11 protein-coding genes are annotated in these 16,709 nt (G+C 64.2%); 7 read left to right on the forward strand and 4 right to left on the reverse strand.

Features of this window, described 5'->3' with window-relative positions; genetic code table 11:
* Positions 1-30: 30 nt before the first annotated feature.
* Positions 31-3,885, reverse strand: coding sequence for a methionine synthase (gene metH, locus AKN83_RS09110; RefSeq protein ID WP_050406341.1), 3,855 nt, complete (start codon positions 3,883-3,885; stop codon positions 31-33).
* A gap of 15 nt (positions 3,886-3,900) precedes the next feature.
* Positions 3,901-4,815 (reverse strand): methylenetetrahydrofolate reductase [NAD(P)H], encoded by a 915-nt coding sequence (gene metF, locus AKN83_RS09115; protein ID WP_050406342.1) that lies wholly within the window; start codon positions 4,813-4,815, stop codon positions 3,901-3,903.
* Between the two features lie 389 nt (positions 4,816-5,204).
* Between metF and AKN83_RS09120 the strand changes: the two genes are divergently transcribed.
* Positions 5,205-6,224: an LLM class flavin-dependent oxidoreductase gene (locus AKN83_RS09120; RefSeq protein WP_063695271.1), complete on the forward strand. Its 1,020-nt coding sequence runs from the start codon at positions 5,205-5,207 to the stop codon at positions 6,222-6,224.
* 119 nt (positions 6,225-6,343) lie between these two features.
* Here the strand turns inward: AKN83_RS09120 and AKN83_RS09125 are convergent, their stop codons facing one another.
* A complete protein-coding gene (locus tag AKN83_RS09125) occupies positions 6,344-7,204 on the reverse strand; it encodes a prephenate dehydratase (RefSeq protein ID WP_050406343.1) in 861 nt (286 codons plus the stop codon).
* Between the two features lie 33 nt (positions 7,205-7,237).
* Positions 7,238-7,978, reverse strand: coding sequence for a 3-deoxy-manno-octulosonate cytidylyltransferase (locus tag AKN83_RS09130; protein ID WP_050406344.1), 741 nt, complete (start codon positions 7,976-7,978; stop codon positions 7,238-7,240).
* Positions 7,979-8,177: 199 nt separating this feature from the next.
* Between AKN83_RS09130 and AKN83_RS09135 the strand changes: the two genes are divergently transcribed.
* The 6 genes from AKN83_RS09135 (at position 8,178) to AKN83_RS09160 (ending at position 16,692) form a co-directional block, all read left to right on the forward strand.
* Entirely contained in the window at positions 8,178-8,726 is a 549-nt protein-coding gene (locus AKN83_RS09135; RefSeq protein ID WP_050406345.1) for a c-type cytochrome, read from the forward strand.
* A gap of 246 nt (positions 8,727-8,972) precedes the next feature.
* Entirely contained in the window at positions 8,973-10,877 is a 1,905-nt protein-coding gene (locus tag AKN83_RS09140; RefSeq protein ID WP_050406346.1) for an extracellular solute-binding protein, read from the forward strand.
* 17 nt (positions 10,878-10,894) lie between these two features.
* On the forward strand, positions 10,895-12,766 hold the full coding sequence (locus AKN83_RS09145) for an extracellular solute-binding protein (RefSeq protein WP_063695272.1): 1,872 nt from the start codon (positions 10,895-10,897) through the stop codon (positions 12,764-12,766).
* A 3-nt stretch (positions 12,767-12,769) separates the two neighbouring features.
* Entirely contained in the window at positions 12,770-13,879 is a 1,110-nt protein-coding gene (locus AKN83_RS09150) for a microcin C ABC transporter permease YejB (RefSeq protein ID WP_050402171.1), read from the forward strand.
* A complete protein-coding gene (locus AKN83_RS09155; protein ID WP_050402170.1) occupies positions 13,879-15,063 on the forward strand; it encodes an ABC transporter permease in 1,185 nt (394 codons plus the stop codon). Before AKN83_RS09150 ends, AKN83_RS09155 begins: the two co-directional genes overlap by 1 nt.
* Positions 15,064-15,066: 3 nt before the next feature.
* Positions 15,067-16,692 carry an ABC transporter ATP-binding protein gene (locus AKN83_RS09160; RefSeq protein WP_050402169.1) on the forward strand — a complete coding sequence of 542 codons (1,626 nt, stop codon included), beginning with the start codon at positions 15,067-15,069 and terminating at the stop codon, positions 16,690-16,692.
* Positions 16,693-16,709: the final 17 nt, after the last annotated feature.

The following is a 16,709-nucleotide window of genomic DNA, read 5'->3' on the forward strand; positions in this document are numbered from 1 at the left end:
AAGCCCGGCGATGACAAGTCTTGGCGAGGCTTACCCCGCGCCTACCTTCTTCTTGCGCCAGGCGAGGTGCACGGCACAGGTGCAGCCCTGCGGATGCGAGGCCAGTTCCTCGTCATTGGCGGGCGTTGCGGCCGGCGCGATCGCCGATCCCTTGGCACCGTCCTGCGAGGGGATGTAGTTCAACACCGGCGCGAGCCAGCGCTCGACCTCGGCGACCGTCATGGCCTTGCGCGCGGCATAGTCCTCGACCTGGTCGCGCTCGATCTTGCCGACGCCGAAATAGAAGCTCTCGGGATGCGAGAAATACAGGCCCGAGACCGACGAGCCCGGCCACATCGCAAAGCTCTCGGTCAGTTTCACGCCGGCGGTGTTCTCGGCATCGAGCAGCGCGAACAGCGTTCGCTTCTCGGTGTGGTCGGGCTGCGCCGGATAGCCGGGCGCGGGGCGGATGCCGTCATATTTCTCGAGGATCAATTCGTCCGCCGACCACGCCTCGTCGGGCGCATAGCCCCAGAACTCCTTGCGCACGCGCTGGTGCATGCGCTCGGCGAAGGCTTCGGCGAGACGATCGGCCAGCGCCTTGCACAGGATCGAGGAGTAGTCGTCATTGGCGTTCTTGAAACGGTCAGCGACCGCATCCTCGCCGATTCCCGCCGTGACGACGAAGCCGCCGATATAGTCAGGCACGCCGGTCTCCTTTGGCGCGACGAAGTCCGACAGAGCGGCGTTGAAGCGGCCCTCGCGCTTCTCCAGCTGCTGGCGCAGCGTATGGAAGGCCGCGATCTTTTGCTTCCGCGTCTCGTCGGCATAGACCTCGATGTCGTCGCCGACCGCGTTCGCCGGCCAGAAGCCGATGGTGGCGCGCGCCGTGAACCACTTCTCCTTTATGATCGTGTCGAGCATCTTGCGCGCGTCGGCGTAGAGCGAGCGCGCGACTTCACCAACCTTGGGATCGTCGAGGATCGCCGGGAAGCGGCCGGTCAATTCCCAGGTCTGGAAGAACGGCGTCCAGTCGATGTAATCAGCCAGCTCCGCGAGGTCGTAGGCATCGAAGCTCTTCAGCCCGAAGAAGGCCGGCTTCTTCGGCGGCGCCGCCGCAAAGTCGATCGCCACCCTGTTGGCGCGGGCGTCGTTCAGCTTCAGCCGCTTCTTGTCGGCCTGGGCGCGGAAATGCGCCGTCGAGATTTTTGCGTATTCGGCGCGCACCTCGGCGGCGTAGGCCTGCTTCTTGTCGGCCGACAGCAGCGAGGAGGCGACGCCGACGGCGCGGCTCGCGTCATTGACATGCACGACCGGGCCGCCCGGATAGTTCGGGTCGATCTTCACGGCGGTATGCACGCGGCTGGTGGTGGCGCCGCCGATCAAAAGCGGCACGTTCATGCCCTGCCGTTCCAGTTCGCCGGCGAGGAAGCTCATCTCGTCGAGCGAGGGCGTGATCAGGCCGGACAGGCCGATGATGTCGGCGCCCTCGGCCTTCGCGGTCTCGATGATCTTGTTGGCAGGCACCATGACGCCGAGGTCGATGACCTCGAAATTGTTGCACTGGAGCACGATGCCGACGATGTTCTTGCCGATGTCGTGGACGTCGCCCTTCACCGTGGCGAGCACGATCTTGCCCGCGGCGTTGCGGCCGCCGGTGATGCCGTTGGCAAGGTTGCGCGCCTTCTCCTCCTCCATGAACGGCATCAGATAGGCGACCGCCTGCTTCATCACGCGCGCCGATTTCACGACCTGCGGCAGGAACATCTTGCCGTCGCCGAACAGGTCGCCGACCACGTTCATGCCGGCCATCAGCGGCCCCTCGATGACGTCGAGCGGACGGGACGCATTCTGGCGGGCGGCCTCGGTGTCGGCCTCGATGAATTCGGTGATACCGTGCACCAGGGCGTGCGACAGCCGCTTCTCGACCGGCCATTCGCGCCAGGCGAGATCCTGCTCCTTGGTTTGCTTCTCCTTGCCGCGGAATTTCTCGGCCAGCGCCAAGAGCCGCTCGGACGCACCGGGATCGCGGTTGAGGATCACATCCTCGCAGGTCTGGCGCAGCTCCGGGTCGATGTCGTCATAGACGATCATCTGTCCGGCATTGACGATGCCCATGTCCATGCCGGCATGGATGGCGTGATACAGGAACACCGAGTGCATCGCCTCGCGCACCGGCTCGTTGCCGCGGAACGAGAACGAGAGGTTGGAGACGCCGCCCGAGATGTGCGCGCCCGGCAGGTTCTGCCGGATCCAGCGCGTCGCCTCGATGAAGTCGACGCCGTAATTGTTGTGCTCCTCGAGGCCGGTCGCGATCGCGAAAATATTCGGATCGAAGATGATGTCCTCGGGCGGGAAGTCGAGTCGATTGACCAGCAGGTCGTAGGCGCGCTTGCAGATCTCGGTCTTGCGCGCGAACGTGTCGGCCTGGCCGGTCTCGTCGAACGCCATCACCACCACGGCGGCGCCGTGACGCTTGGCGATCGTTGCCTCGTGCAGGAATTTCTCCTCGCCTTCCTTCATCGAGATCGAGTTCACGATCGGCTTGCCCTGGATGCATTTCAGGCCGGCCTCGATGACGTGGAATTTCGAGGAGTCGACCATCACGGGCACGCGCGCAATGTCGGGCTCGGCGGCGACGAGGTTGAGGAACGTCACCATCGCCGCCTCGGAATCGAGCAGACCCTCGTCCATGTTGACGTCGATGACCTGGGCGCCGTTCTCGACCTGGTCGCGTGCGACCTGAAGCGCCGCCGTGTAGTCGCCTGCGGTGATCAGCTTGCGGAAACGCGCCGAGCCGGTGACGTTGGTGCGCTCGCCGACGTTCACGAAGGGAATGGCGTCGGTCAGCGTGAACGGCTCGAGGCCGGAGAGCCGCAGCCGCGGTTCGATCTCGGGCACCACGCGCGGCTTGTGCGGGGCGACGGCCCGGGCGATCGCGGCGATATGGTCGGGCGTGGTGCCGCAGCAGCCGCCAACGATGTTGACGAGGCCGGCGGCGGCGAACTCGCCGATCAGCCGCGCCATGTAGTCCGGCGTCTCGTCGTACTGGCCGAACTCGTTGGGCAGGCCGGCGTTGGGGTAAGCGCAGACCAGCGTGTCGGCGACGCGGCCGATATCGGCGATGTGCGCGCGCAGATCCTCGGCGCCGAGCGCACAGTTGAAGCCGATCGTGATCGGCCTGGCGTGCCGTACCGAATGCCAGAACGCCTCCGGCAATTGCCCGGAGAGCAGGCGGCCGGATTTGTCGGTGATGGTGCCGGAAATCATCACGGGCACGTCGATGCCGCGCTCCTCGATGATCTCGGAGATCGCATACAGCGCCGCCTTGGCGTTCAAGGTGTCGAAGATGGTCTCGACCAGCAGCAGGTCGGCGCCGCCGTCGAGCAGGCCCTTGGCCTGCTCGCCGTACGCCTTGCGCAGGTCGTCGAAAGTGACCGCGCGATAGCCGGGATTGGAGACGTCGGGAGAGATCGAGGCGGTGCGGTTGGTCGGGCCGAGCGCGCCGGCGACGAAGCGCGGCTTGCCGTCCTCGGCGCTCACGCGCTCCGCGGCGGCACGCGCCAGCCGTGCGCCCTGCAGGTTCATTTCATAAGCGAGGTCCGACATGTCGTAGTCGGCCTGCGCGATCGAGGTCGAGGAGAAGGTGTTGGTTGCGACGATGTCGGCGCCGGCACACAGATAGGCCGCGTGGATGTCCGTGATCGCCTCGGGCTGGGTCAGGATCAACAGATCGTTGTTGCCCTTGATGTCGCGGTGGAAGTCCTTGAAGCGTTCGCCACGGAAGGCGGCTTCGTCGAACTGCAGGCCCTGGATCATCGTGCCCATGGCGCCGTCGAGCACCAGGATGCGCTCGCGGGCAGCCGCGAGCAAAGCGTTACGCTTGGGGGAAACCGGAACGGACATCGATTGCTTTCTGGGTCAGGCAGCTTTTTGGGCACCGGTCGGCCGGATGCCGAGCAGGTGGCTGATCGCGAACACGAGGTCCGCGCGATTCATGGTGTAGAAGTGGAAGGTGTCGACGCCGTGCTTGAACAGCTTCTGCACCTGGCCGGCGGCGACGGTGGCGGCGACCAGCTTGCGGGTCTCGGCGTCGTTGTCGAGGCCCTCGAATTTCTCGGCGAGCCAGTCCGGCACGCTGGTGCCGGTACGCGTGACGAAATTGCGGGCCTGCTTGAAATTGTGCATCGGCATGATGCCGGGCACGATCGGAATCTCGATGCCGCGCGCCCGCACCCGGTCGACGTAGCGATGATAGAGGTCGTTGTCGAAGAACACCTGGGTGATCGCGCGCGTCGCGCCGGCGTCGACCTTGGCCTTCAGCGTGTCGATGTCGGCATCGAAGTCAGCGGCTTCAGGATGCTTCTCGGGATAGGCGGACACCGAGATCTCGATGTCGGCGTGGCGCTTCTTGATCCCCGCGACGAGCTCGGCCGAGCTCTGGTAGCCGTCCGGATGGGTGAAGTAGGGCGTGCCGATGCCTCCGGGCGGATCGCCGCGCAGCGCCACGATGTGGCGGACGCCAACCTCATAATAGCGGTCGACGATGTCGTCGATCTCGCCGCGCGAGGCGCTGACGCAGGTCAGGTGCGCGGCCGGCAGCAGGTCGGTCTCGCGCAGGATGCGGCTGATGGTGGAATGGGTGCGCTCGCGCGTCGAGCCGCCGGCGCCGTAGGTCACCGAGACGAAATTCGGGGTCAGCGGCGCCAGGCGATTGATGGTCTCCCAGAGATTGCGCTCCATCTCCTCGGTCTTCGGCGGGAAGAACTCGAAGGAGATTTTCGGCGTCTTTGGCGCGCGCTGCCCGTTCGGCAGGGAGGAAATGGTCTCGGTCATGATACGCAAGGGCTCCGCAACTGGAGGGCAGGCGTCCGGCCTGGATATCGAGGCCCCAAGATAGGCGAATCCGGTGGGCCGAAATAGCCGATCGTATTTGGGAAGTTGCCCATTTATCGCAAAGAAGCGGCAAGATTCGACTGCGTGGCACGAGTGATGGGCCAAGCACAACAGCTGTTTGAAATTTATAATTGATTGAAATATATGATGTAATTGTGATTCTGACGGTGAACTGCTTGCCAATATGGATTGTGGGCAGCCGGATACTTCAAATAATCGTCGTATTATGTCCCAATTGTGCTGTCGCCCCAAGCCGGACCTCCGGTGCGGAACTGCCCTGCGCGGCCGGGGCCTTTGTCGACTCGTGGCGCCACATTAGGCTGACGGCCATGATCCCGCTCTCCGTCCTCGACCTCTCCGTCGTTACCACCGGCACGAGGCCTGCCGCTGCACTCCGCAACAGCATCGACCTGGCGCGCCATGTCGATGGTCTCGGCTACACGCGTTATTGGCTTGCCGAGCACCACAACCTCGCCTCGGTCGCGAGCCCGGCGCCCGACCTGATGATCGGGCAGATCGCGGCGGTGACGCAGCATATCCGGGTCGGCTCCGGCGGCGTGATGCTGCCCAACCACGCACCACTCGTCGTCGCCGAGCGGTTCAAGATGCTCGAGGCGCTGTTTCCCGGCCGTATCGATCTTGGCCTCGGCCGCGCGCCCGGCACCGATGGCGCCACAGCTTATGCGCTGCGCAGCAGGCTCGATCGCCGCGAGGGCGACGACTTCCTCGAGCGGCTGCATGAGTTGACGCTTTGGGAGACGCGCGATTTCCCGGCCGGCCATCCCTATAACAACGTGGTGGCGATGCCGGATGATTCGCCGCTGCCGCCGATCTGGCTGCTTGGCTCGAGCGACTATTCCGCCGAGCTCGCTGCCGAGGTCGGAATGGGCTTTGCGTTCGCGCATCATTTTGCGACTTACGACGCAATTGCGGCGATGACGAACTATCGCGCGCATTTCAAGCCGTCGGGCTGGCGTGCGACGCCGCAATCGATCCTGGCGGTTGCCGTGGTCGTGGCCGAGACCGACTCGGAAGCCGAGCAGCTTGCGATGTCGATGGATCTCAATCGGCTGCGCCGCGACCGCGGCCAGTATCTGCCGCTGCCGAGCGTCGAGGAAGCTCAGGCCTATCCCTACACCGACGCCGAACGCGCCTCGATCGCGCGCAACCGCGGGCGGCTCTTCGTCGGCAGCCCGGCGACCGTGATGACCAAGCTGGAGCCGCTGATCGCGGCGAGCCAGGCGGACGAGCTGATGGTGATCACTGCAGTCTATGATCACGCAGCGCGGAAGAAGTCCTACAGCCTGCTTGCGGAGGCGTTCGGGCTGCAGAGGAGCGCCGCCGCATAATCGATGGTGATTGTTGCGCGACGCTTGAACAACGAGTCCCACCCACAACGTCCGCTGCGGCGTATGGGTCCGGGCCTTCGCCGGGACGACGTGTGGGGAGACTACGCTCGCTCGGCCTACTAATCCCGCGTTTCGCTGAAAGTGGCGCGGAACGGATGGCCGGGGTAGACGCCGACGATGCGGAATTCGCGCGAGAAGAACTTCAGTTCCTCGAGCGCGAAAGCCAGCCCGCGATCGTTCGGGTGGCCGTCGACATCGGCGTAGAATTGCGTGGCAAAGAAATTGCCGTCGACCATGTAGCTCTCGAGCTTGGTCATGTTGACGCCGTTGGTGGCGAAGCCGCCGAGCGCCTTGTAGAGCGCGGCGGGCAGATTGCGCACCCGGAAAACAAAAGAGGTGACCAGCGGCCCGGAGCCCTGCGCGGCCCATTTGGCCTCGCGCGCCAGCACCACGAAGCGCGTGGTGTTGTGAGCCTCGTCCTCGATGTCCTCGGCGAGAATGTCGAGGCCATAGATATCGGCGGCGAGGCGCGAGGCGATCGCCGCCACGCTCCTATCGCCGCGCTCGGAGATGTCGCGGGCGCTGCCGGCGGTGTCGCCGGCGACGATCGGCCGGATGCCCAGCTTGCGGATGATGCGCCGGCATTGGCCGAGCGCGTGGACGTGGCTCTCCACGCTCTTGATGTCGGCGAGCTTGGTGCCCTTCACCGCCATCAGCTGGTGGCGGATCGGCAGGAACCATTCGCCGATGATGAACAGGCCCGAGGCGGGCAGCAAATGATGGATGTCGGCGACGCGGCCGGCGACCGAGTTCTCGATCGGGATCATGCCGAGATCGGCCTCTCCCGAGGAAATCGCCGCCAGTGCGTCCTCGAAGGTCGGGCAGGGCATCGGCTCGGCGTCGGGATAGGCCTCGACGATCGCGATATGGGAATTGGCGCCAGGCTCGCCCTGGAACGCGATTTTCAGCTTCTTGGTCATAGGTTCTTTCCTGGCGGGCCTTTTAGCACCCGCTCAGGCTTTGGAAAGTATTCTGCGGGCGGTTTCGAGGTCGGCCGGGGTGTCGACGCCGCGTGGGACGGTGTCGACGATGGTGATGTCGATCCGCATCCCGGCCTCCAGCGCGCGCAGCTGCTCGAGCTTCTCCTGCTGCTCCAGCGGCGAGGGCGGCAACGCTACGAACCGCTCCAGCGCGGCCCGGCGGTAGGCGTAGAGGCCGATATGGTGGTAGCGTGGGCCGTCGCCATGAGGTGCCGTGGCGCGGGTGAAATACAATGCGCGCAGCCGGTCGGCGCCGATCGGCGAGCCGACCGCCTTGACGACGCTGGGAGCCTGATCCTCCTCCTCGGTATGGATTCGCGAGGCCAGCGTCGAGATGTCGACGGTGGGGTCGGCCAGCGCCGGCATCACGCTCTGGATGGTCTCGGGGGTGATGGTCGGGAAATCGCCCTGCAGATTGACCACGATCTCGGCAGCGCCGTCCGGATCGAGGATCGTCATCGCCTCATGGATCCGATCCGAGCCGGAAGGATGGTCCGGGCGGGTCATCACCACCTCGCCGCCCGCAGCCTGAACTGCGGCTGCGATCTCGGCCGTGTCGGTTGCGACCGCAACCCGGCCGATCCCGGCCGCCTCGGCCCGCCGCAGCACATGAACGATCATCGGTGCGCCTGCGATGTCGAGCAGCGGTTTTCCGGGTAGTCGGGTCGCGGCCATGCGGGCCGGAATCAGCACCAAGGTACGGGGATCGGTCATTCGTGTCGGGGCCCGTCCGGCCTGCGGAAATTGCCGGGGAGGAGGTTGAATTCGGCGCGTTTATACGGGTTGCCAGAGCGCGGGCAAACCGATATCTCAACCCTGCTTGGGGCGGTGCGATAAGGCCGATTCCCAGGTCTTTCCCCGCGGCCGTATTCCCGGCCTGAAGTCGACATTCAAGGCCCGGAGCCTGAGCCAAATGGACTCCTTCGAACTCAACAAAATCCTCGGTGCGGTTCTCGGCACCTGCATCGTCGTCCTGGTGATGAGCTTTGCCGCCGGATCGGTGTTTTCCGCCAAGCTTCCGGAGAAGCCGGGTTTTGAGATCGCGGTGAAGGAAGAGTCCCATGGTGCTGGCGGTGAGGCCGCTGCGGCCGCCTCCGAACCGATCGAGAAGCTGCTGCAGACCGCCTCGGTGGAGAAGGGCGCCGCGGCCGCCAAGAAGTGCCAGGCCTGCCATACCTTCGAGAAGGGCGGCCCCAACCGCGTCGGTCCGAACCTGTACGGTGTCGTCGGCGAGAAGAAAGGCGAGGGCCGTGGCTTCAATTTCTCGGCCGCGATGAAGGGCAAGGGCGGCGATTGGTCGTTCGACGACCTCAACAAGTTCCTGACCAACCCGAAGGGCTTCATCCCCGGCACCGCGATGGGCTTTGCCGGCGTGCCGAAGGACAGCGAGCGCGCCGACATCATCGCCTATCTGAATTCGAACTCGGAGCATCCGGCTCCGCTCCCGACCGCCTCGAAGTAACGAATTGCTTCGTGCAACCATGTGGATGAAACGGCCAGGCACTGCCTGGCCGTTTTCGCATGGGGAATCCTCTTTCGCTTGGGAAATCCCTTGAGGAATCCGCTGTCGCGGGGGTGCTATCGGGACGTTTCGCCGCACCAATATTGTTCCCGGGCCAATATCATGAGGAAAAAGCAACGTAATCTGTCGAACCGTTGCCTTATATTGGGTCCCATGTAACCGGGGCCGCAAGCAGGAAGAGCGAATTTGGCGATCACCCGACGACACCTCCTTCAAGGCAGCGCACTGGCGGCATTCGCGCCGGCGCTCGGACTGAACTCCAGCCTGCCGGCGATCACGCCGGCACTGGCCGATGACGCCCCCAACGGGCTGAAATGGCGGCACGGCCTCTCCACCTATGGCGAAATCAAGTACCCGGCCGACTTCAAGCGCTACGACTACGTCAAGCCGGACGCGCCGAAGGGTGGCGTGGTGCGGCTGTTCCAGTCCGGTACCTATGACAGCTTCAACCTGGTCGTTGCGGGTTTGAAGGGCACGGTCGCCGCCGCGGTCGCCCGCATCTACGACTCGCTGATGGAAGCCTCGCTCGACGAGCCCGATACCTATTACGGCGAACTCGCCGAGGGCGCCGCCTTCCCAGACGATTTCTCCTACGTGATCTACCGCCTCCGGCCGGGCTCGCGCTGGCACGACGGCAAGCCGGTGACGCCGGAGGACGTGATCTTCTCGTTCGAGGCGCTGAAGGCGAACAGTCCGATGTTCAGCGCCTATTACCGGCATATCGCGAAGGCCGAGAAGATCGGCGATCGCGACGTCAAGTTCACCTTCGACAGCCCGGGCAACCGCGAGCTACCGATGATCACCGGCCAGCTCATCATCCTGCCCAAGCATTGGTGGGAGGGCACCGACGCGCAGGGCAAGAAGCGCGATATCACCGCGAGCACGCTGGAGCCGCCGCTCGGGTCGGGACCCTACCGGATCAAGGAGTTCGTCGCCGGACGGTCGGTGGTGCTCGAGCGCGTCAAGGATTACTGGGGCAAGGATATTCCGATCGCAATCGGACAGAACAATTTCGACGAGCTGCGCTACGAGTATTTCCGCGACGACACCGTCGCGCGTGAGGCGCTGAAGGCCGACGGGTTCGATTGGTACAATGAGCGCAGCGCCAAGGAATGGGCATCGGCTTACGACGTTCCGCCGGTACGCGACAAGCGACTGCTCAAGGAGCTCTTCACCGTCCGCAATCAAGGCCGGATGCAGGGCTGGGTGTTCAACCTGAGGCGCCCGAAATTTGCGGACCCGAGGCTACGCCGGGCCTTCAATTACGCGTTCGATTTCGAAGAGATGAACCGGGTGCTCTCGACCGGCGAGTACCATCGCGATTCAAGTTATTTCGACGGCATCCCCGACCTGATGGCGACTGGCCTGCCGGAAGGCAAGGAGCTCGAGATCCTGGAGACGGTGCGCGACAAGGTGCCTCCGGAAGTCTTCACGACGCCGTACAAGGATCCGGTTGGCGGCACGCCGGAGAACGTGCGCGCCAATCTACGCGAGGCGACGCGACTGTTGAAGGAAGCCGGCTTCGAGATCCGCGATCGCAAGCTGGTCGATTCTTCGGGCCAGCCGTTTACGGTCGAGATCCTCGGCAACAGCGGCGATTCCGGCATGGAGCGGATCACGCTGTTCTACAAGCCGAGCCTGGAGCGCCTCGGCATCACCGTCAACCTGCGCGCTGTCGACACCGTGCAGTACCAGAACCGGGTGCGCGATTTCGATTTCGAGATGGTCACCCAGGTGTGGGGACAGTCGATCTCGCCCGGCAACGAACAGCGCGACAATTTCGGTTCGCAGGCTGCCGACCGTCCGGGCTCGAACAATCTTCCCGGCATCAAGAATCCGGCCGTCGATGCCATCATCGAGCGCATCATCTTCGCGACCAGCCGCGCCGATCAGATCGCCGCCGCCAAGGCGTTGGACCGAGTCTTGCTCTGGAACTTCTATTGCGTTCCACACTTCAATTACGACAAGCAGCGCTATGTCTATTGGGATCGCTTCAGCCATCCCGATCCGCTGCCGAAATACGCGGTTTCAGGATTCCCAAATCTTTGGTGGTACGACGCCGACAAGGCGGCCAAGCTCAAGCGTTCGTAAGATCGAAGGATTCGCGCATGGCGCACTTCTCCCGTCGGCACGCACTCGGTCTCGGCATCGGTGCGTTGAGTGCTGCAGGCTTGCGCGCTGCCCCGGCGGCGGCCGACAACGGCACCGAGATGCACGGCATGTCGGTGTTCGGCGACCTGAAATACCCGGCGGATTTCCAGCAATTCGACTACGTCAATGTGAAGGCGCCGAAGGGCGGGACGTTCTCGGTGATTCCCTGGGTACGTGCCTACAACCAGTCCTACTACACCTTCAATTCGCTCAACGCCTATGTTCTGAAGGGCGAAGGCGCGCAGGGCATGGACATGACGTTCGCGACGCTGATGTCGCGCGCCAATGACGAGCCCGACGCGATGTACGGCTTTGCCGCGAAATCGGTGCAGATCTCGCCGGACAAGCTGACCTACCGCTTCACTATGCGCCCCGAGGCGCGCTTCCATGACGGCTCAAAGCTGACCGCGCAAGACGTTGCCTTCTCGCTCAACACGCTGAAGGACAAGGGGCATCCGCTGATCCAGGTGCAGCTGCGCGATTTCATCAAGGCCGAGGCGCCCGATGACGCGACCGTGGTGGTGACCTTCGCGGCGGGGCGCGCGCGCGACGTACCGCTCTATGTCGCGAGCCTGCCGATCTTCTCCAAGGCCTACTACGCGACGCGCCCGTTCGAGGAATCGACACTCGATCCGGTGCTTGGTTCGGGGCCCTACAAGGTCGGCCGCTTCGAAGTCAACCGCTACGTCGAATACGATCGCGTCAAGGACTGGTGGGGCGCCGATCTTCCGGTCAATCGCGGCAGCTACAATTTCGATACAGTACGCTATGAATATTATCGCGATCGCGACGTGGCGTTCGAGGGCTTCACCTCGAAGAGCTATCTGTTCCGCGAGGAGTTTACCGCGCGTGTCTGGGCGACGCGCTACGATTTCCCTGCGGTGAAGGACGGCCGAGTCAAGCGCGAGACGTTGCCCGACGACACGCCGTCGGGCGCGCAGGGCTGGTTCATTAACATGCGTCGCGACAAGTTCAAGGATCCGCGCGTGCGCGAGGCGCTGATCTGCGCCTTCGACTTCGAGTGGACCAACAAGACCATCATGTACGATGCGTATGCGCGCACCGTCTCGCCATTCCAGAACTCGGACATGGTCGCTGAGGGGCCTCCCCCGCCGGAGGAGCTTGCATTGCTCGAGCCGTTCCGCGGCCAGGTGCCCGACGAAGTGTTCGGCCTGCCGTTCTTGCCGCCGATGTCGGACGGCTCCGGTCAGGATCGCGCGCTGCTGCGCAAGGCGGTGCAACTGCTCAACGAGGCCGGCTGTCTCATCAAGGACGGCAAGCGGGTGCTGCCGAACGGCGAGCCCATTACGGTCGAATTCCTCAACGACGAGCCCTCGCTGCAGCCGCACCACGGCCCCTACATCAAGAACCTCGGCACGCTCGGCATCGATGCGACGTTCCGCCTGGTCGACGCGGTGCAATACCGCGCCCGCGTCGAGGACTTCGACTTCGACATGACCATGCAGCGCTTCAGCTTCTCGGCGACGCCGGGCGATAGCATGCGGCCGTTTTTCTCGTCGCAGGCCGCGAAGACCAAGGGCTCCTACAATCTCGCCGGCATTTCCAATCCGGCGATCGACACCCTGATCGAGAAGATCATCGGCGCCAACAGCCGCCACGAGCTGACGGTCGCCTGCCGCGCCTTCGACCGCGTGTTTCGCGCCGGCCGTTACTGGGTGCCGCAATGGTACCGCAACACGCATCCGATCGCTTACTGGGATCAGTTCGGACACACCGAGAAGCTGGCAAAATACACCCAGGGCGTCGGCGCGCCGGAGAATTGGTGGTATGATGCGGCCAAGGCCGCGAAGCTTGAGCAGGCGAAGTAGCCGATGAGCGCCTATATCGCCCGACGTATCTTCCTGATGCTGCCGACGCTGCTCGGCATCCTGTTCGTCTCTTTCGTGGTCGTGCAGTTTGCCCCTGGCGGACCGGTCGAGCGCGTGATCGCGCAGATCAATGGCGCCGACACTGGCGGCACCTCGCGCGTGTCGGGAGGCGGCGGCGACTTCGGCGCGCAGCGCGGCCAGGGTGCGGGTGCCGGCGCGGCCATCAACTCGAAATATCGCGGCGCGCAGGGGCTCGATCCTGATTTCATCAAGAAGCTTGAGGTGCAGTTCGGCTTCGACAAGCCGGCGCCGGAGCGATTCGCGCTGATGGTCTGGAATTTCGCGCGCTTCGATTTCGGCCAGAGCTATTTCCGCAGCGTCAGCGTGATCCAGCTGATCAAGGAGAAGCTGCCGGTGTCGATGTCGCTCGGCATCTGGATGACGCTGCTGACCTACTTGATCTCGATCCCGCTCGGCATCCGCAAGGCGGTGAAGGACGGTTCGCGGTTCGACACCTGGACCTCGGCCGTGATCATCATCGGCTTTGCTATTCCGGGCTTCCTGTTTGCAATCCTGTTGATCGTGCTGTTCGCCGGCGGCTCGTTCCTCAACATCTTCCCGCTCCGCGGCCTGACTTCGGACGGCTGGTCGCAATTCCCCTGGTACTGGAAGATCATCGATTACTTCTGGCACCTGACGCTGCCGCTGGTGTCGATGGCACTCGGCGCCTTCGCGACGATGACCTTGCTCACCAAGAATTCGTTCCTCGACGAGATCCGCAAGCAATATGTGATGACCGCGCGCGCCAAGGGCTGCAGCGAGCGCCAGGTGCTGTACGGGCACATCTTCCGCAACGCCATGCTGATCGTGATCGCGGGCTTCCCGGGCGCGTTCATCCACGCGTTCTTCTCGGGCTCGCTGCTGATCGAGACCATCTTCTCGCTCGACGGGCTCGGCCTGCTCGGGTTCGAGAGCGTGCTGAACCGCGACTATCCGGTGGTGTTCGGAACGCTGTTCATCTTCTCGCTGGTCGGATTGGTGGTCAATCTGATCTCCGATCTCGCCTATATGTGGATCGATCCGCGGATCGACTTCGAGGCGCGGGAGGTCTGATGACGCTGCTCGCGCCCCAGCCGGTCGAGACCTCGACGCAATCGCCGCTCGGCGAGTCGGTGCCCGCCACCCGCCACGCCTTCGCGCCGTCGCCGCTCAATCAGCGGCGCTGGCAGAACTTCAAGGCGAACCGGCGCGGCTATTGGTCGTTCTGGATCTTCGTCGTGCTGTTCGTGGCGTCGCTGTTCGCCAATTTCATTGCCAACGACAAGCCGCTTGTCGTCAAGTATGACGGCCATCTCTACTGGCCGGTGGTGTTCACTTACGCCGAGACGACGTTCGGCGGCGACTTCGAGACGGCGGCCGATTATCGCGATCCCTATCTGCAGAAGCAGATCGCGGCCAAGGGCGGCAGCATGATCTGGCCGCCGATCCGCTACTCCTACGACAGCCGCAACCTCGATCCGCCGACCGCGGTGCCGTCGAAGCCGACCTGGCTGCTGACCGAAAAAGAGTGCGCGGACGTGGTGAAGCGCAAGGGCCTGACCGGCTGCCGCGACCTCGAATACAATTGGCTGGGCACCGACGATCAGGGCCGCGACGTCGTGGCGCGGCTGATCTACGGCTTCCGCATCTCCGTCTTGTTCGGCCTGACGCTGACCATCCTGTCCTCGATCATCGGCATCGCTGCCGGCGGCGTGCAGGGTTATTTCGGCGGCTGGATCGATCTCGGCTTCCAGCGATTCATCGAAATCTGGACCGCGATTCCCTCGCTCTATCTGCTGCTGATCATCTCGGCAGTGCTGCCGCCGGGCTTTTTCATCCTGCTCGGCATCCTGCTGCTGTTCTCGTGGGTCTCGCTGGTTGGCCTAGTGCGGGCCGAATTTCTCCGCGGCCGCAACTTCGAATACATCCAGGCGGCGCGCGCGCTCGGCGTCTCCAACGTCAAGATCATGTTCCGCCATCTGCTGCCGAACGCCATGGTCGCGACCATGACGTTCCTGCCCTTCATCGTCTCGTCCTCGGTGATGACGCTGACGGCGCTGGATTTCCTCGGCTTCGGCCTGCCGCCCGGCTCACCCTCGCTCGGTGAATTGCTGTCGCAGGGCAAGGCCAATGTGCAGGCGCCATGGCTCGGCCTGACCGGCTTCTTCTCGGTCGCGATCATGCTGTCGCTCCTGATCTTCATCGGCGAAGCTGCGCGCGACGCCTTCGATCCGCGCAAGACGTTCGCGAAGGGCTGACGCATGGATGCGACCAACCAGCCTCTGCTCGACGTCAGCGACCTCTCGGTCGCCTTCGGCCGCTCGCTCGCGGTCGATCGCGTTTCCTTCTCGATCAAGCGCGGCGAATGCACCGCGCTGGTCGGCGAGTCCGGTTCGGGAAAATCAGTCAGCGCGCTGTCGGTACTGAGGCTGCTGCCCTATCCAGCGGCCTCGCATCCCTCCGGCGCGATCCGATTCAAGGGCCGCGATCTCCTGGGATCGTCGGAAAGCGAGATGCGCGGGATTCGTGGCAACGACATCTCGATCATCTTCCAGGAGCCGATGACCTCGCTCAATCCGCTCCACACCATCGAAGCCCAGATCGGCGAGATCCTGTCGCTGCACAGCGGCATCAGCGGCGCAGCAGCGCGGGCCCGGACGCTGGAGTTGCTAGGCCAGGTCGGCATCCCCGAACCGGAGACGCGGCTCAACAGCTATCCGCATCAACTATCCGGCGGCCAGCGCCAGCGCGTGATGATCGCGATGGCGCTCGCCAACGAGCCCGATCTCTTGATCGCGGACGAGCCGACCACCGCGCTCGACGTCACCGTGCAGGCGCAGATACTGGCCTTGCTGGCCGAGATCCGCGCCCGACTCGGCATGAGCCTGCTGTTCATCACCCACGACCTCGGCATCGTCCGCCGCATCGCCGACACGGTCTGCGTGATGAACAACGGCAAGATCGTCGAGCAGGGCCCGGTCGAGCAGGTCTTCACCGCGCCGAAACACGCCTATACGAAGGCGCTGCTGGCGGCCGAGCCGAAGCCCGATCCGGCGCCGCCGCAGCCGGGTGCGCCGGTCGTGATGTCGGCGGACAATCTCAAGGTCTGGTTCCCGATCAAGCGCGGGTTGCTGCGTTCGACCGTCGGCCACATCAAGGCGGTCGATGGCGTCAGCGTCGCGGTGCGCAAGGGCGAAACGCTCGGCGTGGTCGGCGAGTCCGGCTCCGGCAAGACCACGCTCGGGCTCGCGCTGCTCCGGCTGATTTCGTCCGACGGCCCGATCATGTTCCTCGGCAAGGACATTCAGGGCCTGCGCTTCAAGCAGATGCTGCCGTTCCGCCGCGACATGCAGATCGTCTTCCAGGATCCGTTCGGCTCGCTCAGCCCGCGAATGTCGGTGGCCGACATCATCGCCGAGGGCCTCGAAGTGCATCAGAAGCAGCTCTCGCGCGAGGAGCGCGAGGCGCGGGTGATCAAGGCATTGAAGGATGTCGGCCTCGATCCCGACTGGCGCTTCCGCTATCCGCACGAATTCTCCGGTGGCCAGCGCCAGCGCATCTCGATCGCGCGCGCAGTCGTGCTGGAGCCGAACTTCGTGGTGCTGGACGAGCCGACCAGTGCGCTCGACATGCTGCTGCAGGCCCAGATGGTCGATCTGCTGCGCGACCTGCAGCGCAAGCGCGACCTCACCTACATGTTCATCTCGCACGATCTGCGCGTGGTGGCCTCGCTCGCGAGCCATCTGATCGTGATGAAGTCCGGCAAGGTCGAGGAGGAGGGGCCGGCCTCCGAGCTGTTCAGGAATCCGAAGAGCAACTACACCCGCGCGCTGTTCGCCGCCGCGTTCCGCATCGAAGCGGCCGGCGACGGGGCTGTGGCGACGTAGCTCTCTGTCGTCAATCC

It is taken from the genome of Bradyrhizobium embrapense, from assembly GCF_001189235.2.
In the GTDB taxonomy this organism is placed as follows: domain Bacteria; phylum Pseudomonadota; class Alphaproteobacteria; order Rhizobiales; family Xanthobacteraceae; genus Bradyrhizobium; species Bradyrhizobium embrapense.